Source organism: Cohnella rhizoplanae (assembly GCF_948329515.1).
GTDB classification, from domain to species: domain Bacteria; phylum Bacillota; class Bacilli; order Paenibacillales; family Paenibacillaceae; genus Cohnella; species Cohnella rhizoplanae.
Genome location: NZ_CAOJCN010000021.1, coordinates 72,659 through 97,170, shown reverse-complemented (window position 1 = coordinate 97,170; position 24,512 = coordinate 72,659). Strand labels below are relative to the sequence as shown.

41 protein-coding genes and 1 rRNA gene are annotated in these 24,512 nt (G+C 57.1%); 2 read left to right on the top strand and 40 right to left on the bottom strand.

What is annotated here, in order from left to right; all coding sequences use genetic code 11:
* The 3 genes from PQG80_RS23435 to PQG80_RS23425 form a co-directional block, all read right to left on the bottom strand.
* Positions 1 to 240: ribosomal RNA gene (locus PQG80_RS23435) — 16S ribosomal RNA — on the bottom strand; the annotation flags it as partial.
* A gap of 338 nt (positions 241 to 578) precedes the next feature.
* Positions 579 to 803, bottom strand: coding sequence for a hypothetical protein (locus tag PQG80_RS23430; RefSeq protein WP_271754078.1), 225 nt, complete (start codon positions 801 to 803; stop codon positions 579 to 581).
* Positions 804 to 918: 115 nt separating this feature from the next.
* Positions 919 to 1,527 carry a stage II sporulation protein M gene (locus PQG80_RS23425; RefSeq protein ID WP_271754077.1) on the bottom strand — a complete coding sequence of 203 codons (609 nt, stop codon included), beginning with the start codon at positions 1,525 to 1,527 and terminating at the stop codon, positions 919 to 921.
* A 120-nt stretch (positions 1,528 to 1,647) separates the two neighbouring features.
* Between PQG80_RS23425 and pdaB the strand changes: the two genes are divergently transcribed.
* On the top strand, positions 1,648 to 2,433 hold the full coding sequence (gene pdaB / locus PQG80_RS23420) for a polysaccharide deacetylase family sporulation protein PdaB (protein WP_271754076.1): 786 nt from the start codon (positions 1,648 to 1,650) through the stop codon (positions 2,431 to 2,433).
* A gap of 14 nt (positions 2,434 to 2,447) precedes the next feature.
* Here the strand turns inward: pdaB and PQG80_RS23415 are convergent, their stop codons facing one another.
* Entirely contained in the window at positions 2,448 to 3,071 is a 624-nt protein-coding gene (locus PQG80_RS23415; RefSeq protein ID WP_271754075.1) for a KinB-signaling pathway activation protein, read from the bottom strand.
* A 133-nt stretch (positions 3,072 to 3,204) separates the two neighbouring features.
* Between PQG80_RS23415 and gerD the strand changes: the two genes are divergently transcribed.
* Entirely contained in the window at positions 3,205 to 3,894 is a 690-nt protein-coding gene (gerD, locus tag PQG80_RS23410; RefSeq protein ID WP_271754074.1) for a spore germination lipoprotein GerD, read from the top strand.
* A 73-nt stretch (positions 3,895 to 3,967) separates the two neighbouring features.
* Here gerD and PQG80_RS23405 read toward each other — a convergent pair whose 3' ends face one another.
* The 36 genes from PQG80_RS23405 to rplD all read right to left on the bottom strand — a co-directional run bounded on the left by PQG80_RS23405 (position 3,968) and on the right by rplD (position 24,483).
* The gene (locus PQG80_RS23405; protein ID WP_271754073.1) at positions 3,968 to 5,092 is read right to left on the bottom strand and encodes a P-loop NTPase; all 1,125 of its coding nucleotides are present in this window, start codon (positions 5,090 to 5,092) and stop codon (positions 3,968 to 3,970) included.
* Between the two features lie 101 nt (positions 5,093 to 5,193).
* Entirely contained in the window at positions 5,194 to 6,000 is an 807-nt protein-coding gene (gene cwlD / locus PQG80_RS23400) for an N-acetylmuramoyl-L-alanine amidase CwlD (RefSeq protein WP_271754072.1), read from the bottom strand.
* A 70-nt stretch (positions 6,001 to 6,070) separates the two neighbouring features.
* Positions 6,071 to 7,249 carry a sulfate adenylyltransferase gene (gene sat / locus PQG80_RS23395; RefSeq protein WP_271754071.1) on the bottom strand — a complete coding sequence of 393 codons (1,179 nt, stop codon included), beginning with the start codon at positions 7,247 to 7,249 and terminating at the stop codon, positions 6,071 to 6,073.
* Positions 7,250 to 7,279: 30 nt separating this feature from the next.
* Positions 7,280 to 7,972, bottom strand: a complete 693-nt coding sequence (locus PQG80_RS23390; protein ID WP_271754083.1) for a phosphoadenylyl-sulfate reductase — start codon at positions 7,970 to 7,972, stop codon at positions 7,280 to 7,282.
* Between the two features lie 155 nt (positions 7,973 to 8,127).
* Complete coding sequence (gene rpsI, locus PQG80_RS23385; RefSeq protein WP_090117886.1) at positions 8,128 to 8,520, bottom strand: 30S ribosomal protein S9; 393 nt, start codon at positions 8,518 to 8,520, stop codon at positions 8,128 to 8,130.
* A gap of 20 nt (positions 8,521 to 8,540) precedes the next feature.
* Complete coding sequence (gene rplM / locus PQG80_RS23380) at positions 8,541 to 8,978, bottom strand: 50S ribosomal protein L13 (RefSeq protein ID WP_271754070.1); 438 nt, start codon at positions 8,976 to 8,978, stop codon at positions 8,541 to 8,543.
* A 250-nt stretch (positions 8,979 to 9,228) separates the two neighbouring features.
* Complete coding sequence (gene truA, locus PQG80_RS23375; protein WP_271754069.1) at positions 9,229 to 10,032, bottom strand: tRNA pseudouridine(38-40) synthase TruA; 804 nt, start codon at positions 10,030 to 10,032, stop codon at positions 9,229 to 9,231.
* Between the two features lie 224 nt (positions 10,033 to 10,256).
* Positions 10,257 to 10,622 (bottom strand): 50S ribosomal protein L17, encoded by a 366-nt coding sequence (rplQ, locus tag PQG80_RS23370; RefSeq protein ID WP_090117889.1) that lies wholly within the window; start codon positions 10,620 to 10,622, stop codon positions 10,257 to 10,259.
* 44 nt (positions 10,623 to 10,666) lie between these two features.
* A complete protein-coding gene (locus PQG80_RS23365) occupies positions 10,667 to 11,611 on the bottom strand; it encodes a DNA-directed RNA polymerase subunit alpha (protein WP_271754068.1) in 945 nt (314 codons plus the stop codon).
* Positions 11,612 to 11,798: 187 nt separating this feature from the next.
* Complete coding sequence (gene rpsK / locus PQG80_RS23360; RefSeq protein WP_271754067.1) at positions 11,799 to 12,197, bottom strand: 30S ribosomal protein S11; 399 nt, start codon at positions 12,195 to 12,197, stop codon at positions 11,799 to 11,801.
* 19 nt (positions 12,198 to 12,216) lie between these two features.
* Positions 12,217 to 12,585 (bottom strand): 30S ribosomal protein S13, encoded by a 369-nt coding sequence (gene rpsM / locus PQG80_RS23355; protein WP_271754066.1) that lies wholly within the window; start codon positions 12,583 to 12,585, stop codon positions 12,217 to 12,219.
* A gap of 19 nt (positions 12,586 to 12,604) precedes the next feature.
* Complete coding sequence (gene rpmJ, locus PQG80_RS23350) at positions 12,605 to 12,718, bottom strand: 50S ribosomal protein L36 (RefSeq protein WP_003333770.1); 114 nt, start codon at positions 12,716 to 12,718, stop codon at positions 12,605 to 12,607.
* An 84-nt stretch (positions 12,719 to 12,802) separates the two neighbouring features.
* The gene (infA, locus tag PQG80_RS23345) at positions 12,803 to 13,018 is read right to left on the bottom strand and encodes a translation initiation factor IF-1 (RefSeq protein WP_090117962.1); all 216 of its coding nucleotides are present in this window, start codon (positions 13,016 to 13,018) and stop codon (positions 12,803 to 12,805) included.
* 2 nt (positions 13,019 to 13,020) lie between these two features.
* On the bottom strand, positions 13,021 to 13,329 hold the full coding sequence (locus PQG80_RS23340; RefSeq protein ID WP_271754060.1) for a KOW domain-containing RNA-binding protein: 309 nt from the start codon (positions 13,327 to 13,329) through the stop codon (positions 13,021 to 13,023).
* A 9-nt stretch (positions 13,330 to 13,338) separates the two neighbouring features.
* Positions 13,339 to 14,091 (bottom strand): type I methionyl aminopeptidase, encoded by a 753-nt coding sequence (gene map / locus PQG80_RS23335; RefSeq protein ID WP_271754059.1) that lies wholly within the window; start codon positions 14,089 to 14,091, stop codon positions 13,339 to 13,341.
* Between the two features lie 5 nt (positions 14,092 to 14,096).
* Positions 14,097 to 14,741, bottom strand: a complete 645-nt coding sequence (locus tag PQG80_RS23330; RefSeq protein WP_271754058.1) for an adenylate kinase — start codon at positions 14,739 to 14,741, stop codon at positions 14,097 to 14,099.
* 39 nt (positions 14,742 to 14,780) lie between these two features.
* A complete protein-coding gene (secY, locus tag PQG80_RS23325; protein WP_271754057.1) occupies positions 14,781 to 16,079 on the bottom strand; it encodes a preprotein translocase subunit SecY in 1,299 nt (432 codons plus the stop codon).
* Positions 16,079 to 16,522, bottom strand: coding sequence for a 50S ribosomal protein L15 (rplO, locus tag PQG80_RS23320; RefSeq protein WP_090117897.1), 444 nt, complete (start codon positions 16,520 to 16,522; stop codon positions 16,079 to 16,081). Before rplO ends, secY begins: the two co-directional genes overlap by 1 nt.
* Positions 16,523 to 16,572: 50 nt before the next feature.
* On the bottom strand, positions 16,573 to 16,752 hold the full coding sequence (gene rpmD / locus PQG80_RS23315; RefSeq protein WP_090117898.1) for a 50S ribosomal protein L30: 180 nt from the start codon (positions 16,750 to 16,752) through the stop codon (positions 16,573 to 16,575).
* Positions 16,753 to 16,764: 12 nt separating this feature from the next.
* Positions 16,765 to 17,262, bottom strand: a complete 498-nt coding sequence (rpsE, locus tag PQG80_RS23310; RefSeq protein WP_271754056.1) for a 30S ribosomal protein S5 — start codon at positions 17,260 to 17,262, stop codon at positions 16,765 to 16,767.
* A gap of 27 nt (positions 17,263 to 17,289) precedes the next feature.
* Entirely contained in the window at positions 17,290 to 17,655 is a 366-nt protein-coding gene (rplR, locus tag PQG80_RS23305; protein WP_271754055.1) for a 50S ribosomal protein L18, read from the bottom strand.
* Positions 17,656 to 17,762: 107 nt separating this feature from the next.
* Complete coding sequence (rplF, locus tag PQG80_RS23300) at positions 17,763 to 18,305, bottom strand: 50S ribosomal protein L6 (protein WP_271754053.1); 543 nt, start codon at positions 18,303 to 18,305, stop codon at positions 17,763 to 17,765.
* Between the two features lie 29 nt (positions 18,306 to 18,334).
* Positions 18,335 to 18,733 (bottom strand): 30S ribosomal protein S8, encoded by a 399-nt coding sequence (gene rpsH, locus PQG80_RS23295; protein WP_090117902.1) that lies wholly within the window; start codon positions 18,731 to 18,733, stop codon positions 18,335 to 18,337.
* Between the two features lie 29 nt (positions 18,734 to 18,762).
* Positions 18,763 to 18,948 (bottom strand): type Z 30S ribosomal protein S14, encoded by a 186-nt coding sequence (locus tag PQG80_RS23290; protein ID WP_090117903.1) that lies wholly within the window; start codon positions 18,946 to 18,948, stop codon positions 18,763 to 18,765.
* 56 nt (positions 18,949 to 19,004) lie between these two features.
* Positions 19,005 to 19,547, bottom strand: coding sequence for a 50S ribosomal protein L5 (gene rplE, locus PQG80_RS23285; protein WP_271754051.1), 543 nt, complete (start codon positions 19,545 to 19,547; stop codon positions 19,005 to 19,007).
* 35 nt (positions 19,548 to 19,582) lie between these two features.
* On the bottom strand, positions 19,583 to 19,936 hold the full coding sequence (rplX, locus tag PQG80_RS23280; RefSeq protein ID WP_271754050.1) for a 50S ribosomal protein L24: 354 nt from the start codon (positions 19,934 to 19,936) through the stop codon (positions 19,583 to 19,585).
* A gap of 42 nt (positions 19,937 to 19,978) precedes the next feature.
* On the bottom strand, positions 19,979 to 20,347 hold the full coding sequence (gene rplN, locus PQG80_RS23275) for a 50S ribosomal protein L14 (RefSeq protein ID WP_090117906.1): 369 nt from the start codon (positions 20,345 to 20,347) through the stop codon (positions 19,979 to 19,981).
* 36 nt (positions 20,348 to 20,383) lie between these two features.
* Positions 20,384 to 20,647 (bottom strand): 30S ribosomal protein S17, encoded by a 264-nt coding sequence (gene rpsQ, locus PQG80_RS23270; protein WP_271754049.1) that lies wholly within the window; start codon positions 20,645 to 20,647, stop codon positions 20,384 to 20,386.
* Positions 20,648 to 20,690: 43 nt separating this feature from the next.
* Positions 20,691 to 20,891, bottom strand: a complete 201-nt coding sequence (gene rpmC, locus PQG80_RS23265; RefSeq protein WP_090117908.1) for a 50S ribosomal protein L29 — start codon at positions 20,889 to 20,891, stop codon at positions 20,691 to 20,693.
* On the bottom strand, positions 20,878 to 21,315 hold the full coding sequence (gene rplP / locus PQG80_RS23260) for a 50S ribosomal protein L16 (protein ID WP_271754048.1): 438 nt from the start codon (positions 21,313 to 21,315) through the stop codon (positions 20,878 to 20,880). The genes rpmC and rplP overlap by 14 nt, the downstream gene beginning before the upstream one ends.
* A 2-nt stretch (positions 21,316 to 21,317) precedes the next feature.
* Positions 21,318 to 21,986 carry a 30S ribosomal protein S3 gene (gene rpsC, locus PQG80_RS23255; protein WP_271754047.1) on the bottom strand — a complete coding sequence of 223 codons (669 nt, stop codon included), beginning with the start codon at positions 21,984 to 21,986 and terminating at the stop codon, positions 21,318 to 21,320.
* A 13-nt stretch (positions 21,987 to 21,999) separates the two neighbouring features.
* On the bottom strand, positions 22,000 to 22,338 hold the full coding sequence (rplV, locus tag PQG80_RS23250) for a 50S ribosomal protein L22 (RefSeq protein WP_090117911.1): 339 nt from the start codon (positions 22,336 to 22,338) through the stop codon (positions 22,000 to 22,002).
* A gap of 52 nt (positions 22,339 to 22,390) precedes the next feature.
* Positions 22,391 to 22,672, bottom strand: a complete 282-nt coding sequence (gene rpsS, locus PQG80_RS23245) for a 30S ribosomal protein S19 (RefSeq protein WP_271754045.1) — start codon at positions 22,670 to 22,672, stop codon at positions 22,391 to 22,393.
* A 37-nt stretch (positions 22,673 to 22,709) separates the two neighbouring features.
* The gene (rplB, locus tag PQG80_RS23240) at positions 22,710 to 23,537 is read right to left on the bottom strand and encodes a 50S ribosomal protein L2 (RefSeq protein WP_271754044.1); all 828 of its coding nucleotides are present in this window, start codon (positions 23,535 to 23,537) and stop codon (positions 22,710 to 22,712) included.
* 29 nt (positions 23,538 to 23,566) lie between these two features.
* On the bottom strand, positions 23,567 to 23,860 hold the full coding sequence (gene rplW / locus PQG80_RS23235; protein WP_271754042.1) for a 50S ribosomal protein L23: 294 nt from the start codon (positions 23,858 to 23,860) through the stop codon (positions 23,567 to 23,569).
* Positions 23,860 to 24,483 carry a 50S ribosomal protein L4 gene (gene rplD / locus PQG80_RS23230; protein ID WP_271754041.1) on the bottom strand — a complete coding sequence of 208 codons (624 nt, stop codon included), beginning with the start codon at positions 24,481 to 24,483 and terminating at the stop codon, positions 23,860 to 23,862. The genes rplW and rplD overlap by 1 nt, the downstream gene beginning before the upstream one ends.
* Positions 24,484 to 24,512: the final 29 nt, after the last annotated feature.

The window sequence follows — 24,512 nt, the reverse complement described above, 5'->3', positions numbered from 1 at the left end:
CATCCCCAAGCCACAGCTTGCGCCGTGTTTCTCAACAAGGTCATGCGACCTCGTTGCCTATCCGGTCTTAGCATTCGTTTCCGAATGTTATCCCGGTCTCAAGGGCAGGTTGCCTACGTGTTACTCACCCGTCCGCCGCTAACTCAGCTTGTAGCAAGCTACAAACTAAATCCGCTCGACTTGCATGTATTAGGCACGCCGCCAGCGTTCGTCCTGAGCCAGGATCAAACTCTCCATATAGGGTAGTTCGACTTGCTCATTTCATGCTGGTATAACTTTTGCTTCCGCCTCGAAAGGCTTCAGCGTCCGTTTGTTTTAACGCTCGATGTTCAGTTTTCAAGGAGCAATCTTGTCAACTCGCTGCATCATTCCCTCGCAACGGCGACTTTTATAATATATCACAGCGAGCCCAGGCAATGCAACTTGTAAGATATGTAAGTCATTATCTCGCTTGCTGCACCCGCTTGTCCGCTGTCCCCATCAGGTGGGGCGTTAGATAATTTATCACATTCCGTCGCATATCGTCAATACTTTTATCCCGCTATATTCAATCTTTTTCATAGAGGCCCGAATGCAGTCTATGTACGCTGATTCCGAAGACCCGTGGCGTATCTGGAGAGCTCTCTGGGCGCCGCGATCCGGGCATACATTCTAAAGATGGTCTTGTACCGCTTGAAGATCGCTTCCTTAACGGGACCTTCCATTCTCCGATCGCCCAGATCGAGCAGCATCTCGTCGAGCTCCTTGCGCAGCATATAATCCAGCTCTCTGCATTCCTTGTCCGTGAACATCATACCAAGCATACGTTCCGAGGCCTCCTGTGCAATCCCAGCATCGCGTGCGGCGGTCCGCCTTTAAGCGTTTTACTGTTATGCACCAATTCAGCCGGAAATATGACTTGTCTCCCCGCAAAATAAATCAGGAGCGTACAAGGTAAAGCGTAATCGTACTCTCGATCGCGGCCGCGATTAAAAGTATGAATGCCACGACGACGTAAACAGCCACGGATCTTTTCAACGCGCCGACGAACCTCCCCCACGGCTCCGGTTTTCCCGCCACAGAACGCCCTATGCCCTGAAGCAATCGCGCGCCGAGCAGAATGCCGTACGCGGCCGCCAGGAACACCGCAGGCAGCTCCAAAATGCCGTGAGGCAATATGCCCCGCGCGATCAGCGGCCAAATGTTCGCGCCCTCGTCGGCCAGCTGACCGAAGAGATAACCCATGACCAGCCCGTTCAGCGCAAGCGAAAACAACGGCATGATGCAAGCCGCAATACCCAGGTACATCGCAAAAGCCGTCGCAACGAGATTATTCACGAAAATAAGACCGAACATGGTGCGGCTAGGGTGATCGGACCCGTCCGCCTGCTTCGCGATATCGCTAATGCTCTGAAGCTGCTTGTCCAGCCAGCCGATATCCCCCTTCGACATGGCGCCGACGAACAAACCGGCCAAAAAAATAACGGCAGCCGCCCAGAAATAGGGCTTAACGTCCGTCCACGCCAGTAAAAGCGATTTTCTGATCAATTTGATTCTCCCCTTCGCGCCCGTATCATAACTTGCCATGGGTCAAGCATACATTGCAATTAGAACAAGCTGTAGCGTCCAAGCCTTATTCTAACTTCTAATCGAGAGGGGAACGGAATCATGAATTACTTTTTCGTATGGAGCGGCCGCCGCATCAAACGGTATTTTTTCCTCACGCTGGCCGTGCTGTTGTCTGTAGGGGTCATATGGACGGAGAGGGACAACATCAGCGTCTTCGCACCGCATCCGCCGGCTGCCGTCTACAGCGTGCCGACCGACCGCAAGGTCGTCGCGCTTACCTTCGATATCAGCTGGGGAGAAAAGAGAGCGCAGCCGATCCTGGACATTCTGAAACAGAAGAACGTTAACAACGTCACGTTCTTCCTGTCCTCGCCCTGGAGCAAGACGCATCCGGACATCGTGCAAAAAATCGTGGATAGCGGCTACGAGATCGGCAGCCATGGCCACAAGCACGTAAACTACAGCCAGCTGAGCGAAGACGACATCCGCAAGCAGATCCAAACGGCGCATGGGATGCTATCCGACCAGACCGGCAAAAGCCCGAATCTGATCCGGATGCCGAACGGCGACTTCGACAAGCGCGTATTGCGCATTGCGGAGGATCTGAACTATAAGGTCATACAGTGGGATACCGATTCGCTGGACTGGAAAAACCCTGGCGTCAACACGATCGTGCAGCGCGTCGTCACCAAGGCCCACCCGGGAGATATCATCCTGCTGCATGCCAGCGATTCCTGCCTGCAGACGCATGAAGCGCTCCCGCAAATCATCGATCAACTGCGCGCCCAGGGCTATGAGTTCGTCACGGTCTCTCAGCTGATGAGCCAGACCGACACCAAGGGACAGACGGTCCAAGACAAGCAGACCTGGAATCAGATCGCTTAGGCTCTCTCCTGCCGTTAGTGGCTGCCCGCTTCGGTGTTCAGCTTCGCGGCCGAGCCGGGTACGCTCAAAATATGGTGCAGGCGCAATATTTGATACGCATTGCAAACGAAGATCGGAACCAGCGTAAAGGTCAGCTGCGTCCATAGTCCGCCCGAGCGGAATCCCGGCAATCCCTCGATCGTGGTCACGGCTATCATGAAAAAGAGCGTCGGAATCCATGCGCCGGACGTCGTCTCCTTGACCTTGCGCCAGGCAACCGCGAGCGCGCCTAACATAAGGAGCAGCGGCACCAACCAGAAGGCATGGGGCGGGAACTCGCTGTCATGCGTCCAGTATATGATCTCGGCCAACACGAATAGCGCCACGAAGCCCTGAAGCGCAACCCAAAGATAAGGACGCTTGATAATGCTGCGGGCGATGTAGTTAAGCATGAGGTACGCAAAAAAGCCCATATGCGCAAACGCGCCGAAAGAAAGGCCGGCAAGCGCCATCATGATCAGATTAAAGGCCCAGCCGCGCGCGCCGCCGATCTGGAAGTTCGGGTCGCATACCATCATCACGACGCCTGTAACCAATGCGGCCCCGCCGCCGATCAGGATCGTCGTGCCGAACAAGGTCATCCATTTACGCAAATTCAATTGTATTCCTCCCCCGTCAGTACACAAACATTTTACCATGTTCGTCCCAAAAAGCCATGAAGTCTTCCCTTATAATCGTCCTCCGGAAGTCGCATACTACGATCAAATTCCCGGAAAGGGTGATGATCGCATTATGCGGCTTCGCTTATGGTGGACCGGCCTCGCCCTCTCGGCCGTCATCTTGCTTACCTCCTGCGGTCCCGAATCGAGCGGCAGCAGCGAGCAAATGAGCTATAAAGACGTCAAATCGATGGTAATCGACATTCTCGGTTCGCAAGAGGCACAGGAAGCGCTTGACAAAGCGTCCACGGAGAAATACGGCACCAGCTCCCTCCACGCGCAGTCGTTGACCCCGTCGGATCAGGAACAAATTAGGACGGCGGTGAAGGATGTATTGACCTCGTCCAATTACTCCAAGGTGCTTCGCGAGATCATGACGGACACCAAATTCGCCGGCGAATTCGCCAAGGCGGTCAGCAAGGACAACAAGCAGATCCATAAAGACCTGCTTAAGGACCCGATGTACCAGCAAGAGCTCGTGAACGTGTTCAAGACCGGCGACATGAAGTCCGTGCTTTTTGAAACGACGAAAACGGCCGAGTACCGGAAGCAAATGATGAGCGCCGTGGGCGAAGCGATCCAAAACCCCGTGTTTAAGCTGGAACTGATGAAGATCCTGCAGGATGTGGTGAAGGAAGAGCTCACGCCGAAGCCTGAAAAGTCCGGTTCGTCGGGCGGCGGCGGCGGCGAGAGCGGCGGAGAAGGCGGCGGGAGCGGCGGCAGCGGCGGCGAACAGCAGTCCGACAGCGGCGGCGGTCAGTAAACGCGTTGCAAAATTAGGGATGATGAGGTAAAAAGCAACCGCCGGCGCTAGGTGCGTCGGCGGTTGCTTTTTTTTATTTGCCGCAGCGGGCGACGATCTCGTCCGCGAGCGTCAAGTATTCTTGGCCTGTCGGATGGTCCGCCTTGTAAACGGACGGCGAGAAGTCCGGCTCGGAAGGATGATTATCCGGCGCGCCGAGCGGAAACTGGGCGAGCAGCGAGGTGTGCAGCGTATCCGCCAGCATGCCCCCGCCGCCTCGGCCGAACACATAATCGCGCTCTCCGTTTTTCTCGTACCATGCCATATTCTCGACGACGCCGATGATCTCGTGGTTCGTTTTGATCGCCATCGCTCCGGCGCGTGCGGCGACGAACGCTGCAGTCGCATGAGGCGTCGTCACGATGATCTCCTTGCTGCGCGGCAGCATCTGATGGACGTCGAGCGCGATATCGCCCGTGCCCGGCGGCAGGTCGAGCAGCAAGTAATCGAGCTCGCCCCAGTCGATGTCCGAGAAAAAATTGCGCAGCATCCGTCCGAGCATGGGTCCCCGCCAGACGATCGGGCTGTTGTCCTCGACGAAGAAGCCCATCGAGATGACCTTGACTCCAAATCGCTCGATCGGCTTGATCTTGTCGCCCACCTGCTCGGGCCGCTCCTCGATGCCCATCATGTCGGGCACGCTGAATCCGTAGATGTCGCCGTCGATCAGACCGACGCGTTTGCCTCTCCGGGCGAGCGCAACGGCCAGATTTACCGTCACCGTAGACTTGCCCACGCCGCCCTTGCCGCTGGCAATGGCGATGGATACGACGTCGCTCTCCGGGCTGAGCAGCGGATGCCGTTCCAGACCCGCGCTGTGCCCTTTGACCGGCGCGGACTCCTTATGGGCGCCTGCAGTCGCCGCGGTGCCCGCATGGCCGCCTTCGGCGCGCGACTGCGCTTCTCCAAGCTCATGCTCGGTCATGGGACGCATACGCACATGAGGCTTGTTCGCATGAAGCGCGGCAAGCGCCGTCGCGACCGCTTCCTCCAGTCGTCCCGACTCGGCGATGCTGTCCGGATGAAGCACGGCCGTCAGCGAGATGCCGCTCTCTCGGACGACGATATCCCTAAGCAAGCCCAACTGGGCAAGAGACTGCTTCAAGGTCGGCTCTTGCAGCTCCTTGAGCGCCTCGATTACTTCTTCTCTCGTGGCCATTCGCATTACAACCTCCACCCGCTCCGCGGTATCTTGATTGTCTATTATAGCACAATCGCAGGGCGCGAATGACGTTCGGCCATGCTATTCCGGCCCGCCGATTACTGCACCGCCTTGGCTGGCGAAGAGTTGCCTTCTCCCTCTACAAAACGGAGGATGCCTCTATACAAAGCGGCAGCTACCTTTGTCTGGTAAGCTTCGCCCGCAAGCAGGCGAGACTCCTGGGGATTGGACAGGAAGCCGACCTCGACGAGCGCTGCCGGCATCTTAAGCGACTTGAGCAGGTATACGTTATCCTTGGTCAATGCGACGCGGTTGGTATTGCCCACGGACTCGCGGATCTCGGCTTGAACGAGCGTCGCCAGGCGGCCGCCCTCGGCATTATCCGGATAATAAAAGGTTTGCGCACCCGACCATCTAGACGAAGGAACGCTGTTCATATGAACCGTCAACGCGACATCGGGTTTTTTCTCGATGATCATCGCGGTCCGTTTCAGCAAGTCCTGCGTCTTGCGTTTCGAATAACCCTTGAGGTCCGTATCCGCCAGATCGTGATCCCCCTCCCGCGTCAGATAAACGACGGCTCCGGCCTGCTGCAGGTAATCCCGTAGCTGCAGCACGAGCGCCATGTTAATGTCCTTCTCGATGACGCCGTCGCGACTTACCGCGCCACCGTCCACGCCGCCGTGCCCTGCATCCAGCACGATCGTCTTGCCCGTGAGCGGCGTGCTTAGGTAGCTCCGTCCTCCCGTCTCGAGTGCGGGAATCTCTGTCCACAACAAGACGCCGAGCAGCGCAACGAGGCCTGTGACGGCGCCGAGACGAGCGGCTCCTTTGCGTGTGATCCAGACGATGATCCGTCCCGGATGCCTGGTGCGCGAATATAGGTGCCCGTGTCTTTGCCGCATAATAAAAACCACCCTGTCCATATGATGTACGCTACATCTTATGGGACAGGGCGGTTATTTATGATCGGACTTATCGGGCGGCCGTCTCAGCGGAAGCGGACATGCCTTCGATCAGGATCTGGGCCACTTCCGGTCTTGAAAATTCCGGAGGCGGGCAGACGCCGTCGCGCAGCAAAGCGCGCACCTTGGTGCCCGACAGTGTCAGGTGCTCTTCCTTGCCGTGCGGGCAAGTCTTGCTAGAAGCCATGTTGCCGCACTTCTTGCAGAAGAAGCTGTGCTCGAAGTACAGCGGCGTGATGCCAAGCTCGTCCGCCGAGAAGGTCTTGAGCAGGTCCTGCGCCTCGTACGTGCCGTAGTAGTCGCCCACCCCGGCATGGTCGCGACCCACGATGAAGTGGGTGCAGCCGTAATTCTTGCGGACCATGGCGTGGAAGATCGCCTCGCGCGGGCCTGCATAACGCATAGCGGCCGGGAAAACGCCAAGAAATACGCGGTCCTGCGGATAGTAATTCTCAAGCAGGGCGACGTACGAGCGCATGCGCACGTTGGCCGGCACGTCGTCGGACTTGGTCTCGCCGACAAGCGGGTTCAGGAAGAGCGCGTCCACGATCTCCATCGCGCACTTCTGAATGTACTCGTGGGCGCGGTGGACCGGATTGCGCGTCTGGAAGCCGACGACGGATCGCCAGCCCTTCTCTGCGAAGATACGGCGCGTCTGGACGGGATCGAAGTAGTACTCGCCGAACTTCTCCGGCTGCGGACGATTCAGTACCTGGACCGGTCCGCCGACGTATACGTTCGGACGCTCCATGAGCTTAACGACGCCCGGATGCTCCAGATCGTCCGTCTTGAACACCTGGACGGCCTCATGCTTCTTGTCCGGCGTATAAATGCTCTCGATATCGATGACGCCGTATACGACGCCGTCCTGCTCGCCAACGAGCGCCGCGCGATCGCCAACGGACAGGTTGCCCGCCTGCTCTTCATTCACCGTCAGCGTGATCGGGATGCTCCATACGATGCCGCTGGCCAGGCGCATGCCGTCTACAACGCTCTTGTAGTCCTGTTCGTTCAAGAAACCGGTGAGCGGGCTGAACGCGCCGACACCGATCAGGTCGAGATCGGATATCGTCCAAGCATTGACCGCGATCGTCTTGAAGCCTCCGGCTTGAGCCAACAGTTCATCCCTGGCGGCTCCCTCCAGCACGCGGTTGATCAAAGTGCCGCCATGCGGCTGAATCGTACTCATTGGAAGTTGCTGCTCCTCTCGTAAGGCCGCTTATTTGTGCAGACCGCATTCGGTCTTCTCTTGACCCGCCCAACGTCCCGCGCGCGGATCCTCGCCCGGCATGACCTGACGCGTGCAGTACTCGCAGCCGATGCTTGGATAGTGGTTGTCGTGAAGCGCATTATAGATGATATTGTTCGAACGGATATAATCCCATACGTCTTCGTTCGTCCAAGAGGCGATCGGGTTGAACTTCACCAGGCCGAACTTGGTGTCGTATTCGACCTTCTTGGCATTGGCTCGGGTAGGAGCCTGGTCGCGCCGGATGCCCGTGATCCAAGCTTCGTACTGGCTTAGAATCCGGGTCAGAGGCTCGACCTTCCGGATATTGCAGCAGGCGTTTGCGTTAGCTTTCCACAACTCGGGTCCATGCTGCGCGACCTGCTCGTCGGGTGTGATGACGGGGCTGACGCGCACGAATTCCAGATTATAATAAGCCGCGAGCTTGTCGCGGGTCTCGTACGTCTCTTTGAAGTGGAAGTCGGTATCCAAATAAAAAATATCGGTCTTCGGGCTGATCTTCTGTAGCATGTCGACCAAGACGACGTCCTCGGCTCCGAAGCTGCATGCGAACGTAATATTGGGGAATGTCTCGACGGCCCAACGGATGACTGTCTCTGGAGAAGCATGCTCGAATTCTTCCGCCTTTTCGCGGATCAGCGCTTCTTTCTCAAGCAAATTCATCATTTTCACTACCCCCTGTTGACAAGTAGGTTCTGCACTTTGATGCTTTAGTCTAAAAAATTATACGATTTCTGATCGGAATATACAAGAATAAAGATCGGAATAAAAAAAGCCCCGTGCCGTCGCGAAACGGCACAGAGGCTTGTATAAATCGATTAACGCTTGGAGAACTGAGGCGCACGGCGTGCGGCCTTGAGTCCGTACTTCTTACGTTCCTTCATACGCGGATCGCGTGTCAGGAAACCGGCCTTCTTAAGCGAGCCGCGAAGCTCGGGATCGGCCTTCAGAAGAGCGCGGGAAATGCCGTGACGGATCGCGCCAGCTTGGCCTGCGATGCCGCCGCCGTTAGCCAGTACGATGATGTCGTACTTGCCGGTGGTTTCGGTCAGGTTCAGCGGTTGCTTGACGATCAGTTTGAGCGTCTCCAGACCGAAGTACTCGTTGATGTCGCGCTTGTTGATCACGATGCGGCCTTCGCCGGGCACGAGACGTACGCGCGCTACCGAATGCTTGCGTCGGCCAGTTCCGATGTATTGCACTTGAGCCATTGGTAGGTCCTCCCTCTCGTTTAACCGCGAAGTTCGTAAACTTCAGGTTGTTGTGCTTGGTGCGGATGCTCTGCGCCTGCGTATACCTTCAGCTTCGTCTGAAGCTGGTGGCCGAGCTTGTTCTTCGGCAGCATGCCGTAAACGGCGAGCTCGATGATGCGAGCAGGCTTCTTGGCGATCATATCGCCAGCCGTCGTGGTCTTCAGACCGCCCGGGTAGTGCGAGTGCGTGTAGTACTTCTTTTGTTGGAGCTTCTTGCCCGTGAGGACAATCTTCTCGGCATTGATAACGATGACGAAATCGCCCGTATCGACATGCGGCGTGAACTCCGGCTTGTGCTTGCCGCGAATCAGCGATGCTGCTTCTGTAGCCAGACGGCCCAGCGTCTTGCCTTCAGCGTCGATGACATGCCACTTGCGTTCAATTTCGTTCGTCTTCGCCATGTACGTTGTGCGCATGTTACTGCCTCCTTCAATCCTGCTTCTTATCCGTGATCGGCCTGTAGGCCTCATCGTTTACGTATCATCGGGAAATGCTACATACATCGTCCGCTTCGCCGGTCTCCATCTTCGGGAAAGAGACAGCGCGGCGCGTCACCGGCCGCTGTAATGTTCTTCATCGGGGCCGTGGGAAGCCATGAAGAACACACAATGACTATTGTACATGATAACTCTGGGCGTCGCAATACCAAATCGCAAGTTTACCGCATTAATTATAAGGCGGCCTCCAATTCAGTCCCCACTCGGGTCCATACTGAACGGCGCACATCGTGAGACCATGGGGAACGGCCGTCGGACCGCTCCTCGCACGGCTCTTGGCAGCCAGAATATCGGCGATCTCCGCCGGCCTCCGCTTACCCTCACCGACTTGGAGTATGGTACCCGCGATAATGCGCACCATGTTATAGAGAAATCCGTTTCCGCTCACCGTAATATGCGCGATGCCTCTTCCTGCCTGCTCGCTGCCCGTCATCGCCGTATCCACGGCGAGAGAGGCCTCATAGAGCGTCCTGACGTGATGAGGCTTGGTCGAGAGCGGCGAGGTAAAGGAAGTGAAATCGTGCTCGCCGAGCAAATGCGTCAATCCCTCCCTCATAGCGCCGAAATCGAGCGGCGCGGGGTGATGGAAGACGCGATGCCTGGCGAATACGTCCGGGAAACGGAACGAATTGATGGAGTACCGATAGGTCTTGCGCACGGCGCAGCGTCGGGCGTGAAATGCCTCCGCTACTTCGACGGCGGCATGAACGACGATATCGTCAGGCAGCCGCGAATTAAGCGCGACAGCCCACCGCTCGGCCGGGATGCTGGAGGCCGTATAGAAGTTGGCGACCTGACCGAGCGCATGAACGCCGGCGTCGGTACGCCCGGAGCCCGTCAGCTTGACGCGTTCCCCGGCAAGCATATGAATCGCTTCTTCCAGCTTATCCTGCACCGTATTTCCGCCCGGCTGACTCTGAAAGCCATAGTAGCCGGCGCCGTCGTAGCTGATCAGAAGCGCGATGTTGCGCATGCGCCATTCCTCCTCGTGACACAAAAAAAGGATGTGCCGAAAGGGTAGCATTCGGTCCATCCTTTTTTGAATTCTAAGCCGGTTCATGCCGAAGCATCGTCAGCCTGGAATTCTCGGCGTGAACGGGCAATCGCCTCCCGAAGGAGGGCGAAGCCGTTTACGTTCGAGCGACGGCTTCTCGTCTAAACGAGAGAGGTCGAAACCGAAGCGCTTGCTGCGCGGGATTACGCGCGATCGACGAGCTCGAGGTACACCATCGGAGCGGAGTCGCCCCGGCGAGGTCCCAGCTTCAGGATGCGCGTGTAGCCGCCTGCACGCTCCGCGTAACGCGGCGCGAGATCGGAGAACAGCTTTTGAATCGCGTCCTGCTCGCCGTTCAGCGTCTCGCGACGCACGAATGCCGCCACTTGGCGACGCGCATGCAGGTCGCCGCGCTTAGCGAGCGTGATCAGCTTCTCGGCGATGGAGCGAACTTCCTTCGCCTTCGCTTCCGTCGTTTGGATACGTTCGTAGAGGAACAGGTCGGTGACCAGGTCACGGAAGAGCGCCTTCCGCGAGCTCGAATCACGACTCAGTTTCTGGTATGCCATCTGTTATTCCCTCCTTGTCGCTTGATGCGGTCTTATCAGGTCTTCTATTCTTCGAATCGGAGACCGAGACCGAGTTCTTCGAGCTTCTCTTGCACTTCCTCCAAAGACTTGCGGCCCAGGTTGCGGACCTTCATCATGTCTTCTTCGGTCTTGGTGATCAGCTCTTGAACCGTATTGATACCGGCGCGCTTCAGGCAGTTGTAAGAGCGAACGGAGAGATCGAGCTCTTCGATGGTCATCTCGAGCACTTTCTCCTTCTTGTCCTCTTCCTTCTCCTTCATCGTCTCGGTGTCCTTGGCTTCGTCCGTAAGGCCGACGAACAGCGACAAGTGATCCGTCAGGATCTTGGCGCCCAGACTGACCGCTTCTTCGGGCCGGATACTGCCGTCGGTCCATACTTCAAGCGTGAGCTTGTCGTAGTTGGTAACTTGACCTACGCGGGTATTCTCGACCTTATAGTTGACGCGGGTAATCGGCGTATAGATCGAGTCGATCGGAATGACGCCGATCGGCTGATCTTCCTTCTTGTTGCGATCCGCCGGGACATAGCCGCGTCCCTGTCTGGCGAAGATGCGCATATGGAGGCGCGCACCGGAAGCCAGCGTCGCGATATGCAGATCCGGATTAAGGATCTCCACGTCGCTATCTGCCCGAATGTCTCCGGCCGTGATGATGCCCTCGCCTTCAGCGTCGATCTCCAGCACCTTCTCCTCGTCAGAGTGAATCTTCAGGGAGAGGCGCTTGAGATTGAGGATGATCTCGGTGACGTCCTCAATCACGCCCGGAATGGTGGAGAATTCATGAAGCACACCGTCGATCTGAACCGAGATGACGGCGGCGCCTGGCAGAGACGACAGCAGGATCCGGCGAAGGGAGTTGCCGAGCGTCATGCCATAGCCGCGTTCCAGCGGTTCCACGACGAAGCGTCCGTACCTCTTGTCTTCTTGAATCTCCACCGATTCGATCTTTGGCTTCTCGATCACAATCACAACCAAACCCTCCTTCAAAACGTCGCTGCGTTGCTGACGTTGCCGTTTGTTCGCCCCGTCCGGTCATCCGGGATGACGTGCAGTCCTTCAACCAGTATAACCGAATTGGGCAAACCATGTAGTATGCCTAACCATTACAACCATTATTCACAAGTTGTTTTTGTTTGATACCACATAGTGGCGCATATTATACGCGGCGACGCTTCGGAGGACGGCAGCCGTTGTGAGGGATCGGCGTTACGTCTTTGATCATGCTGACTTCGAGACCTGCGGCTTGCAGGGAACGGATCGCGGCTTCGCGGCCGGCGCCAGGGCCTTTGACCATGACTTCGACGGCGCGCATGCCATGTTCCATCGCGGCGCGAGCAGCAGTCTCTGCTGCCATTTGCGCGGCGAACGGCGTGCTCTTACGCGAGCCTTTGAAGCCCATGTTGCCGGAGCTGGCCCAGGAGATCGCGTTGCCGTGCGGATCCGTGATCGTGACGATCGTATTGTTGAACGTCGAGCGGACGTGCGCGACGCCAGTTTCGATATTTTTCCGATCGCGGCGTTTCGTGCGGACAACCTTCTTGCCTTTTTGTGCCATGCTGATTTATCCTCCCTTCTTACTTCTTCTTGTTCGCTACCGTACGACGCGGACCTTTGCGCGTGCGGGCATTCGTCTTCGTACGTTGTCCGCGGACGGGCAGGCCACGACGGTGACGGACACCGCGGTAGCAGCCGATTTCGATCAGGCGCTTGATGTTCAGCGCGATCTCCCGGCGCAGGTCGCCCTCGACCTTTTGCGTCTTGTCGATCGCTTCGCGCAAACGAGCGAGCTCGTCTTCGGTCAGATCGCGGACGCGAGTGTCGGGGTTGATTTCTGCCGTAGCAAGAAGCTTCTGGGACGTCGTCTTGCCGATCCCGAAGATGTACGTCAGGGCGATTTCCACGCGCTTGTCGCGCGGAAGGTCAACACCACTAATACGTGCCATATGTTAGGAGCACCTCCTCTTAGCCTTGTTTTTGTTTGTGCTTCGGATTTTCGCAGATAACCATTACGTTACCCTTGCGGCGAATAACTTTGCATTTTTCGCAAATGGGTTTGACCGATGGTCTCACCTTCATGGTAATACCCTCCTAAAGTGTGCGGCGGCGCTGACGCTAGAAGCCTCATGCTGCCGTCACGTGTGGTTCGGTAGACCGGAAGAACTATTTGCGGTAAGTGATGCGGCCTCGCGTCAGATCATACGGCGAGAGCTGGATCACGACCTTGTCGCCCGTCAGGATCCGGATAAAGTGCATCCGCAGCTTGCCGGAGACATGAGCAAGAATCTCATGGCCGTTCTCAAGCTTCACCCTGAACATCGCGTTCGGCAGCGGTTCGACGACCACGCCTTCCACTTCGATTACGTCCTCTTTGGCCACCGTCATTCTCCTTTCTCTTCAGCATGCGCTTCGAGCCGCCTCATGGCAGTGACTACGGCATGCCGCAGCTTGCCGTTCGTCACGCGTCCGGTGTCCCGAATGCTGCTTGCGACTTCGTCGTTCACGATGCCGACCGATTCGAGATGCAGCAAGTTCTTGCGCTTCGGCCGATCGAACCGGCGCTTGTCGCCGTCGGCCACGATCGCGAACCGTTCGTCCGTGAGAGCGATGACCACCGCCAGCTGACCTTCGTCTTTGCCGCGGCGGCTTCTCACGACTTCCCCGGGCGACAGCGATGACGTCTCCGTCACGGCCGCCGCCTAGTCTTCCGCACGGGTCAGTATCTCGAACCCGTCCTCGGTTACGGCGATGGTATGCTCAAAGTGCGCGCACAGCGAGCCGTCCACCGTCACGACCGTCCAGTTGTCCGAGAGGGTCCGAACGTAGCGCGAGCCCAGGTTCACCATCGGTTCGATGGCGAGCACCATGCCCGGCTTCAGGCGCGGCCCTCGATCGGGCACGCCGTAGTTAGGAATCTGCGGCTCTTCGTGGAGTTCGCGTCCGACGCCATGTCCGACGTATTCACGCACGACCGACATGCCCGCCTCTTCGATCACCTTCTGGATGCCGTGTGACACCGTGAACAGCCTGACATCCGGCTTCACAAGCTCAAGGCCTGCGTACAGCGAGGCTTCGGTCACCTCGAGCAGCCGCTGCGCGTCCGCCGAGATGGCGCCCACGCCGTAGGTCCAGGCGGAATCGCCATGGTAACCCTTGTACTGCGCGCCGATGTCGATGCTGATGATATCGCCCTCTTGAAGCACCCGGGGACCGGGGAAGCCGTGCACTAGCTCTTCGTTGACCGATGCGCAAATGCTGGATGGAAAACCGTTATAGCCTTTGAAAGACGGAACCGCGTCTTGGCTTCGGATGTATGCGTCGGCGATCCGATCAAGCTCGGCGGTCGTCACGCCCGGACGCACAGCCTCACGCATGAGTTGATGCGTCTTCGCGACGATCTCTCCGGCCCGTCTCATCAAGTTCAGTTCCGATTCGGACTTGCACACGATCATGGCGGTTACCCTCTGAGGAGGGAGGAAATATCGGCCGTAACCGCGTCGATGTCCTTCTCCCCGTCCACTTCTCGGAGCAGCCCTTTGCCTTCGTAATAGGCAAGCAGCGGAGCCGTCTTGCTCGTGTATTCATCCAGCCGGGTGCCGACCTTCTCCTCCGTATCGTCGGAACGCTGGTACAGCTCTCCGCCGTCCTTGTCGCACACGCCTTCGACCTTCGGCGGATTGAACAGGACGTGATACGTGGCGCCGCAGGTGCGGCAGATCCGTCTGCCCGTGAGGCGCGCGAGCAGACGATCGCGATCTACCTTCAGGTTCACGACGTGATCGATCTTCTTGCCGAGTCCGGCCAGAATCTCGTCAAGCGCTTCGGCCTGAGCCAGCGTGCGGGGGAATCCGTCGAGCAGGAATCCCTTGTCGCAATCGGCCAAGGACAGGCGGTCCTTGACGATGCCGTTCGTCACTTCGTCCGGGACGAGGAGGCCTTGATCCACGTATTTCTTGGCTTCGACGCCAAGCGCGGTGCCTTCCTTCATCGCCAGCCGGAATGCGTCGCCGGTCGAGATATGCGGCACGCCGAACGAATCGACGATGCGTTCCGCCTGCGTGCCTTTGCCGGCCCCAGGAGGCCCCATAAACAGGATGTTCATTGCCGTACCTCCTGAATGTCCCTCTTTTTGAAGCTGAGCTTACTTATTGATGAAACCCTTGTAGTGACGCTTGATCAGGTTGCTCTCGACCTGCTTCATCGTCTCGAGCGCGACGCCGATGACGATCAGCAGCGACGTGCCGCCCAGCTGAACCGACTTCGGAAGACCGAAAGCGGAGCCGAAGATGACGGGAATGATCGAGATCACAGCCAGGAACAGCGCCCCGGCGAGGGTGATGCGCGTGATGACTCTCATCAGGTAGCCTGCCGTCGGCTTGCCCGGGCGGATGCCTGGGATGTAGCCGCCGTTCTTCTTCATGTTGTCCGCGAGCTGCTGCGGGTTGAACTGCACGAACGTGTAAAAGAAGGTGAACCCGACAATCAGCAAGATATAGAGTACCATACCGAGCGGCTTGTCGTAGTACAGGTGAGTGATGACCCAGTTGGCCCAAGTGTGACCGGCCCAGAACTGGGCGATCGTGATCGGGAACATCAGGAGCGACGAAGCGAAGATAACGGGGATGACGCCCGCGCCGTTAACCTTAAGCGGGATATGCGTCGATTGACCGCCGTACATCTTCTGTCCGACTACGCGTTTGGCGTATTGGACCGGGATCTTGCGCACGCCCTGCTGGACGAAGATTACCCCGACGATGATCAGGAGAATCACGATCAGGATGATGACCATCTTCAGCACGGCCCAGAAGATCTGGTCGCCGTTCACGAATTGGTCCTGATAGATCTCTTGGATATACGTCGGAATCCGGGAGACGATCGCCGCGAACATCAGTATCGAGATGCCGTTGCCGATGCCCTTCTCGTTGATCTGCTCGCCGAGCCACATCAGGAAGGCCGTACCGGCCGTAAGCACGATGGCGATCAGGATATAGGTCGCCGGCGACGGATCGATGACCATCTTCGCGCTGTAGATTCGGTTGAAACCGATCGAGGTCGCGAAGGCTTGGATCAAACCGAGGACAATCGTCAGGTAACGGGTCAACTGCGCCGATTTGCGCTTGCCGATCTCGCCTTCCTTGGCCCACTCCGCGAGCTTCGGAATAACGTCCATGGAGAGGAGCTGCACGATGATCGATGCCGTGATGTACGGCATGATCCCGAGCGCGAAGATCGAGAACTGGAACAGCGCGCCGCCCGAGAACGTGTTGAGCAGGCCGAACAGTTCGTTGCCTTGCTGATTGGCCTGTTCCAGCACGCTCTTGTCGATATTCGGCACCGGGATAAAGGAGCCGACACGATATACGAGCAGTATGAAAAGCGTGAATAGGATCCTCTTGCGAAGGTCCTCGACCTTCCAGATGTTGCTCACGGTAGCGAACATTAGATCACCTCGGAGTTACCGCCGGCGGCCTGGATTTTTTCAGCAGCGGATTTAGAAAACTTGTGGGCTTTAACGGAGATAGCTGCAGTCAGCTCGCCGTTGCCCAGAATCTTGATGCCGTCCTTAGGGTTCTTTACGATCCCTTCGGAGAGCAGCAGTTCCGGCGTTACTTCCGTGCCGGCTGCGAATCCGCTCAGTTGATCCAGGTTAACAATCGCGTATTCCGTAGCAAAACGGTCGTTGTTGAAGCCGCGCTTCGGAAGTCTGCGGTACAACGGGTTTTGGCCGCCTTCGAAGCCGGGGCGTACGCCGCCGCCGGAACGAGCGTTTTGGCCTTTATGGCCGCGCGTGGACGTTTTACCCATGCCGCTACCGATGCCGCGACCGACGCGTTTGCGGCTGAACTTGGATCCAGTTGCAGGAGAAAGTTCATGCAATTTCATCGTTCGTCGCACCTCCTTGATTGATTTGTGTTGCAAGTGGCTATATAGCCTTATACTTCTTCGACGGTGATCAGGTGGCTAACCGTGTTAACCATGCCGCGAATCGCCGCGTTGTCTTCTTTGACGACCGTCGAGTTCACTTTGCCGAGGCCCAGCGATTTGACGGTTTGGCGTTGGTTCTCAGGACGGCCGATGAGGCTGCGCTTGAGGGTGATCTGCAATTTCGCCATTTTAACCCCTCCTTAACCCAACAGCTCTTCCACGGTTTTGCCGCGGAGCTTGGCTACGTCTTCGGCGCGCTTCAGGCGGGACAGCCCTTCCAACGTCGCGTTGATCATGTTGATCGAGTTGGAGGATCCCAGCGATTTCGTCAAAATATCGCCGACGCCGGCCAGTTCGAGTACCGCGCGGACAGGACCGCCCGCGATGACGCCCGTACCTTCGGATGCCGGCTTCAGCAGCACTTTGCCGGCGCCGAAGTGACCCGTAACGGCGTGCGGAATCGTTTTGCCGACAAGCGGAACGAAAATCAGATTTTTCTTGGCGTCTTCCATGCCTTTGCGGATGGCGTCCGGCACTTCGCCGGCTTTGCCGATGCCCGCGCCGACCCAACCTTTGCCGTCGCCCACGACGACAAGAGCGCTGAAGCTAAAGCGACGGCCGCCCTTGACGACTTTGGCAACGCGGTTGATCTGGACCATTTTTTCGGTAAGTTCCAGGGTGTTAGGATCTACACGCAAGTCGTTAACCTCCTTGTTTGCGTAATATTAGAACTGAAGACCGGCTTCGCGAGCCGCGTCTGCCAGTGCTTGAATGCGTCCGTGGTACAGGTAGCCGCCGCGATCGAATACGATGCTCTCGTATCCTTTTGCCTTAGCGCGCTCTGCAACCAGTTGACCGACCTTAGCTGCCGCTTCGACGCTGCCGCCGTTGCCGATCTCGCCGATTTCCTTGTCCAGCGTGGATGCCGATGCCAGGGTCACGCCCTTGACGTCGTCGATCAGCTGCGCATAGATATGCTTGGAAGAACGGAAGATGGAGAGGCGCGGACGCTCGTTCGTGCCGCTGATCTTCTTGCGCACGCGCAGGTGACGCTTCAGACGGGCTTTGTTCTTATCGCCTTTGGTAATCATTCCGGAGTTCACTCCCTTCTCGCTTCGATAACGAGCCGGATTTTAGGCAACGGATCGCCGTGTGCCGGCCGTGTGCCATATTCTAAGCGGCGCGGAGCCGCCATTCATTACTTTTTCTTGCCGGCTTTGCCTTCCTTGCGGATGATGCGTTCGCCTTCGTACTTGATGCCTTTGCCCTTGTATGGCTCTGGCGGACGAACTTCGCGGATCTTCGCTGCGATCGCGCCGACCGCTTCCTTGTCGATGCCGCGAACCGTGATGCGGTTCTGAGCCGGCACGTCGAACTCGATGCCGCCTGCTGCGAGGAACTCGACAGGGTGCGAGTAACCTACGTTCAGGACGAGCTTCTCGCCTTGCTTGCTGGCACGGTAGCCGACGCCGACAAGCTCAAGGTTCTTTGCGAAGCCTTCGGTAACGCCGCTTACCATGTTGGCGACGACGGAGCGCGTCGTGCCGTGCAGGGAGCGGTGTTCTTTGTTGTCGGAGGGACGTTCGACGTTGATGACGCCTTCTTCGACGACCAGCTTCATGTCTTTATGCAATTCGCGGCTCAGCGTGCCCTTGGGGCCCTTTACCGTGATGACGTTGTTGTCCAGGTTCACGTTCACGCCGTTTGGCACCTGGATGGGTTTGCGTCCGATACGGGACATTGGTACACCTCCTAACTTGTGGCTTTAAATTACCAGACGTAGCAAAGGACTTCGCCGCCGGCTTTCCCTTGACGGGCTTCCTTGTCGGTGATGATGCCTTTGGACGTCGAGATGATCGCGATGCCGAGGCCGCCGAGTACGCGCGGTACTTCGTTCGACTTCGTGTAAACGCGCAGGCCGGGCTTGCTGATACGCTTCAGGCCGGTGATGACGCGTTCGTTGTTCGGTCCGTACTTCAGGAAGATGCGGATCAAACCTTGCTTGTTGTCTTCTACGTATTCGGCGTCGCGGATAAAGCCTTCGCGCTTCAGGATCTCAGCAATTTGCTTTTTGACCGTAGACGCAGGCAGCTCCACCGATTCGTGGCGGACGAGATTCGCGTTGCGAATGCGCGTCAGCATATCTGCAATGGGATCAGACATAACCATGGGTAAACCTCCTTCCCGAACTAGGCTGATTACCAGCTCGCTTTTTTAACGCCAGGAATCTGGCCTTTGTATGCCAATTCGCGGAAACAAATCCGGCAAATTTTAAACTTTTGCAGCACGGAGTGCGGACGTCCGCAGCGCTCGCACCGCGTGTAAGCACGCACTTGGAACTTCGGCGGGCGTTGCTGCTTGATTTTCATAGACGTTTTTGCCACTTTGCTTTCACACCTCCCGTAGGGTACCTTGGCCGGTCAGGCCAGGTTCGGCGGAGTTACTTCACGAACGGCGCACCCAGTTGGGTCAGCAGTTCGCGCGCTTCTTCGTCCGTATTCGCCGTCGTGACGATGACGATATCCATCCCGCGGACCTTATCGATCTTGTCGTATTCGATCTCGGGGAAGATCAGTTGCTCCTTCAAGCCGAGCGTGTAGTTGCCGCGACCGTCGAACGATTTGCTCGAGATGCCGCGGAAGTCACGTACGCGAGGAAGCGAGATATTGAACAGCTTGTCGAGGAAGTAGTACATGCGGTCGCCGCGCAGCGTGACCTTCACGCCGATCGGCGCGTTTTCACGGAGACGGAAGCCTGCGATGGACTTCTTCGCACGGGTGATGACCGGCTTTTGGCCGGCGATCTTTTGCATGTCTTCGACCGCTGCGTCCAGAACCTTGGAGTTCGAGACCGCTTCGCCGACGCCCATGTTGATGACGATCTTCTCGATCTTCGGCACTTGCATGACCGATTTGTAGCTGAACTTCTGCACGAGTGCAGGTGCGATTTCAGCGTTGTAACGTTCCTTCATTCTTGCTGCCATGTGTCACAGTGACCTCCTTTCTTTCGGGGATCGTATTAGTCGATTTCTTGGCCGGACTTCTTCGCGATCCGAACCTTCGTGCCGTTTTCCAGCACTTTATAGCCGAGACGCGTAGGCTTGCCGCTCTTCGGATCCACGTGCATGACGTTGGATACGTGAATCGGCGCTTCTTGCTCGATGATGCCGCCTTGCGGGTTGGTCTGGGAAGGACGCGTGTGCTTCTTCACCAGGTTGACGCCTTCGATCAGTACGCGGTTTTGACGCGGGTAAGCGGCGATTACGCGGCCTTTCTTGCCCTTGTCCTTGCCGGTGATGACGATGACGTTGTCGTCTTTTTTGACGTGAAGCTTATTGTTGTGCGATTCCAGCACTTTTTTCAAACGGGGCATGGGTACACCTCCTTGAGTGTTTCTCCATGGACATCGGCCGGATTAGAGCACTTCCGGTGCCAGAGAAATGATTTTCATGAAATCACGTTCGCGAAGCTCGCGTGCGACAGGCCCGAAAATACGGGTACCGCGCGGGCTCTTATCTTCCTTGACGATGACGGCTGCGTTCTCGTCGAACGCGATGTAGGAACCGTCTTTACGGCGTACCGAGCGCTTCGTGCGGACGATTACGCATTTAACGACATCGCCCTTTTTGACAACGCCGCCTGGTGTTGCTTGTTTTACGGAAGCGACGATCAGATCGCCGATGTGACCGACGCGACGTCCCGTGCCTCCAAGCACGCGGATGCACATCAGTTCCTTTGCGCCGGAGTTATCGGCCACGCGCAATCTCGTAAATGGTTGAATCATCGTGAGGTCCTCCTTTCGGTGCTAAGGTGGCGTTTCTTACAGAATAACGGACTTCTCGGTGACTTCGACCAGGCGCCAGTTCTTGTCCTTGGACAACTTGCGGGTCTCCATGATCTTCACGGTGTCGCCGATTTGTGCTTCGTTGTTCTCGTCATGCGCCTTGAACTTCTTCGTATACTTGATGCGCTTATGGTACAGGCTGTGCTTCTTGTGCGTTTCGACAGCCACTACGATCGTTTTGTCCATCTTGTCGCTAACGACTTTGCCGATCTGGACCTTACGGTTGTTGCGTTCGCTCATGGTAATACTCCTTCCCGGAGGCGTCGTAGGCTCGTGTCAGCGATTAGCTGATGATGCCCAGTTCACGCTCGCGCAAAATGGTTTTGGCCCGGGCAATCTCTTTCCGCAGCTCGCTGATGCGATGCGGGTTGTCCAGTTGGCCGGTAGCCAGTTGGAAACGAAGGTTGAACAGCTCTTCCTTGAAGCCGGAAACCTTCTGTTCGATTTCAACCGAAGTGAGGTTACGGAATTCACTGGCCTTCATTTGCTTCACCACCCAGTTCTTCGCGTTTCACGAACTTCGTCTTGATCGGCAGCTTGTGCGCGGCCAGACGCATCGCTTCGCGTGCGATTTCCTCAGGGACGCCTGCGAGCTCGAACAAAATCTTGCCCGGCTTCACGACGGCAACCCACTTCTCGACGTTACCTTTACCGCTACCCATCCGCACCTCGAGAGGCTTTTGGGTGATCGGCTTGGCCGGGAAGATTTTGATCCATACCTTACCGCCACGCTTGATATAACGGGTCATTGCGATACGCGCAGATTCGATCTGGCGGTTCGTCACCCACGAAGGCTCCAGTGCTTGCAAGCCGTATTCGCCGAAGCTCACTTCCGTGCCGCCTTTGGCACGGCCCTTCATCTTCCCGCGGTGCTGCTTGCGGTGTTTGACGCGTTTAGGGACCAACATGCTTAGTTGCCTCCTTCCTCAGCTACTACTTTCTTCTTCTTGGCTGGAAGGACTTCGCCGCGGTAGATCCAGACTTTAACGCCAATGCGACCGTAGGTCGTGTGCGCTTCAGCCGTACCGTAGTCGATGTCGGCGCGCAGCGTGTGAAGCGGAACCGTTCCTTCGCTGTAGCCTTCCGTACGTGCGATTTCGGCGCCGCCCAGACGTCCGCTGACCAGGGTCTTGATGCCCTTAGCGCCCATGCGCAGCGTGCGTTGCATCGATTGCTTCATGGCGCGGCGGAACGAAATACGGCGTTCGAGTTGTTGTGCGATGCTCTCGGCGACGAGGATGGCATCCATTTCCGGCGTCTTGATCTCGGAGATGTTGATGTGTACCTTCTTGCCGTTCGTCAGCTTCGTCAGCTGACCGCGGATAACTTCTACTTCAGAACCGCCCTTGCCGATGACCATGCCCGGCTTGGCAGTATGAATGGTGACGTTGACGCGGTTCGCGGCGCGTTCGATCTCGAAGCGCGATACGGATGCATCCTTAAGCTTGGCCTTAAGGAATTCGCGGATTTTGACATCTTCCATAAGAAGCGTGCCGAAGTCCTTATCAGCGTACCACTTGGATTCCCAATCGCGGATGACGCCGATACGAAAACCGACCGGATTTACTTTCTGACCCACACGTTATCCCTCCTTATTTCTCGGATACGACCAGCGTGATGTGGCTGGAGCGCTTGAAGATGCTGAACGCGCGGCCCTGCGAACGGGGTTGGAACCGTTTAAGGGTCGGACCTTCGTTGACGAATGCTTCGCTGATGACCAGCTTGTTGACGTCGAGCTGATAGTTATGCTCTGCGTTAGCCACTGCGGAGTTCAGGAGCTTCTCCAGGATCGGGGAAGCCGAACGCGGCGTGTGGCGCAGAATGGCGATTGCGTCGCCTACCTTCTTGCCGCGGATCAGATCTGCGACCAGACGGACTTTGCGGGCCGGGATACGGATGTATCGCGCTACGGCCTTGGCTTCTTGTGCCATCGATGTACCTCCTCCCGTGTTGCGTTCGCCGGACGAAGCCGGCGCTTAGGATTTATCGTTTGCCGGTTTTCTTATCGTCGGCGGTATGGCCTTTGTACGTGCGCGTAGGCGCGAATTCACCAAGCTTGTGACCGACCATATCTTCCGATACGTACACCGGCACATGCTTGCGGCCATCGTAGACGGCGAACGTGTGACCTACGAATTGCGGGAAAATCGTCGAGCGACGCGACCACGTCTTGATGACGACTTTCTTGCTGGACTCGTTCAACACTTCGACTTTCTTCAACAGATAGCCGTCGATGAACGGGCCTTTCTTTAAGCTGCGACCCATGGGTAAATCCTCCCTTCAGCCCGGAATGGACTCGCCTTTACTTGCGGCGGCGTACGATATATTGGCTCGAGGCCTTCTTCTTCTTGCGCGTCTTGTAACCGAGCGTCGGCTTGCCCCATGGGGACAGAGGAGACTTGCGGCCGATTGGAGCGCGGCCTTCGCCACCGCCGTGCGGGTGATCGACCGGGTTCATGACGACACCGCGGACAACCGGGCGTTTGCCGAGGTTGCGGGAGCGGCCGGCTTTACCGATGTTGATCAGCTCGTGGTCTTGGTTGCCCACGGATCCGATCGTAGCGCGGCACTGCTTCAGGATACGGCGAATCTCGCCGGATGCCAGGCGGATCGTGACATAAGTCTCTTCCTTACCCAGCAATTGAGCTTCGGTACCTGCAGCGCGAACGAGTTGTCCGCCCTTGCCCGGCTTCAGCTCGATATTGTGGATTACCGTACCGACCGGAATATTCTCCAGCGGAAGGGCGTTGCCCACTTTGATGTCGGCGTCAGGACCGGAGACGATTTGATCGCCGACCTTCAGGCCCTTCGGAGCGACGATATAGCTTTTTGCACCGTCCAGGTAATGGATCAGAGCGATGTAGGAGGTACGGTTCGGATCGTATTCGATCTCGGCGACCTTGCCCGGTACGCTGTCCTTGTTGCGCTTGAAGTCGATGATCCGGTACTTGCGCTTGTGTCCGCCGCCTTGGTGACGAACCGTAATCTTACCTTGGTGGTTACGGCCGCCGCGCTTCGACAGCGGTGCAAGCAAGGATTTCTCCGGTGTGGAGGTCGTTACTTCCTCGAACGTGGACATCGTCATCTCACGACGGCTTGGCGATGTCGGATTAAACTTTTTGACTGGCACTTGGTTTCCCTCCTTACTTTACGAAGATGTTAGACCGATGCTTCGAAAAACTCGAGCGGTTTGCTGTCCGCGGACAGTTGTACGATGGCCTTCTTCCATTCGGAAGTGTAACCGGCGTGACGGCCGTAGCGGCGCGGCTTCGGCGGTACGCGCATCGTATTGACGCTGACGACCTTCACTTTAAAGATCGCTTCGATCGCTTGCTTGATTTCCGTCTTATTCGTACGAAGATCGACTTCGAAGACGTACTTCAGCTGATCGATGAATTCACTCGTGCGTTCCGTGATGACGGGGCGCTTGATAATATCGCGAGGGTCTTTCATTACGCGAATACCTCCTCGACTTTAGCGACCGCGTCCTTCGTGATGATCAGCTTGTCATGGACAAGCACATCAAGCACGTTGATTCCGTTGGCGGTGACGAACTTGACGCCTGGAATATTTCGTGCGGACAGGGCCACATTATTCTCAAAGTCGGCAGTGACGACGAGCGCCTTGCGGCCTACCTTGAGGTTGTTCAGAATGCCTTGGAATTCCTTCGTCTTAGGCGATGCCAAGCTCAGTTGGTCCAGGACGATGATGTCGCTGGCGATGACTTTGCTGGACAGCGCGGATTTGATCGCCAGACGGCGAACCTTGCGCGGAAGCTTGAAGCCGTAGCTCCGGGGAGTCGGTCCAAAAACGACGCCGCCGCCCTTCCATTGCGGGGAACGGATCGAGCCCTGACGAGCGCGGCCTGTACCCTTTTGCTTCCATGGCTTACGGCCGCCCCCGCGTACTTCGGAGCGTCCTTTGGTCTTGTGAGTGCCTTGGCGCACGGATGCTTGTTGAAGCACGACCGCGCTGTGCATGACCGACGCATTCGGATTGACGCCGAAGATCAGGTCCGACAATTCAATCTCGCCGACTGCGCTGCCGCTCACGTTGTATACAGATACTTTAGGCATGTGGTAGTCCTCCTTTCCTGTTAAATCGG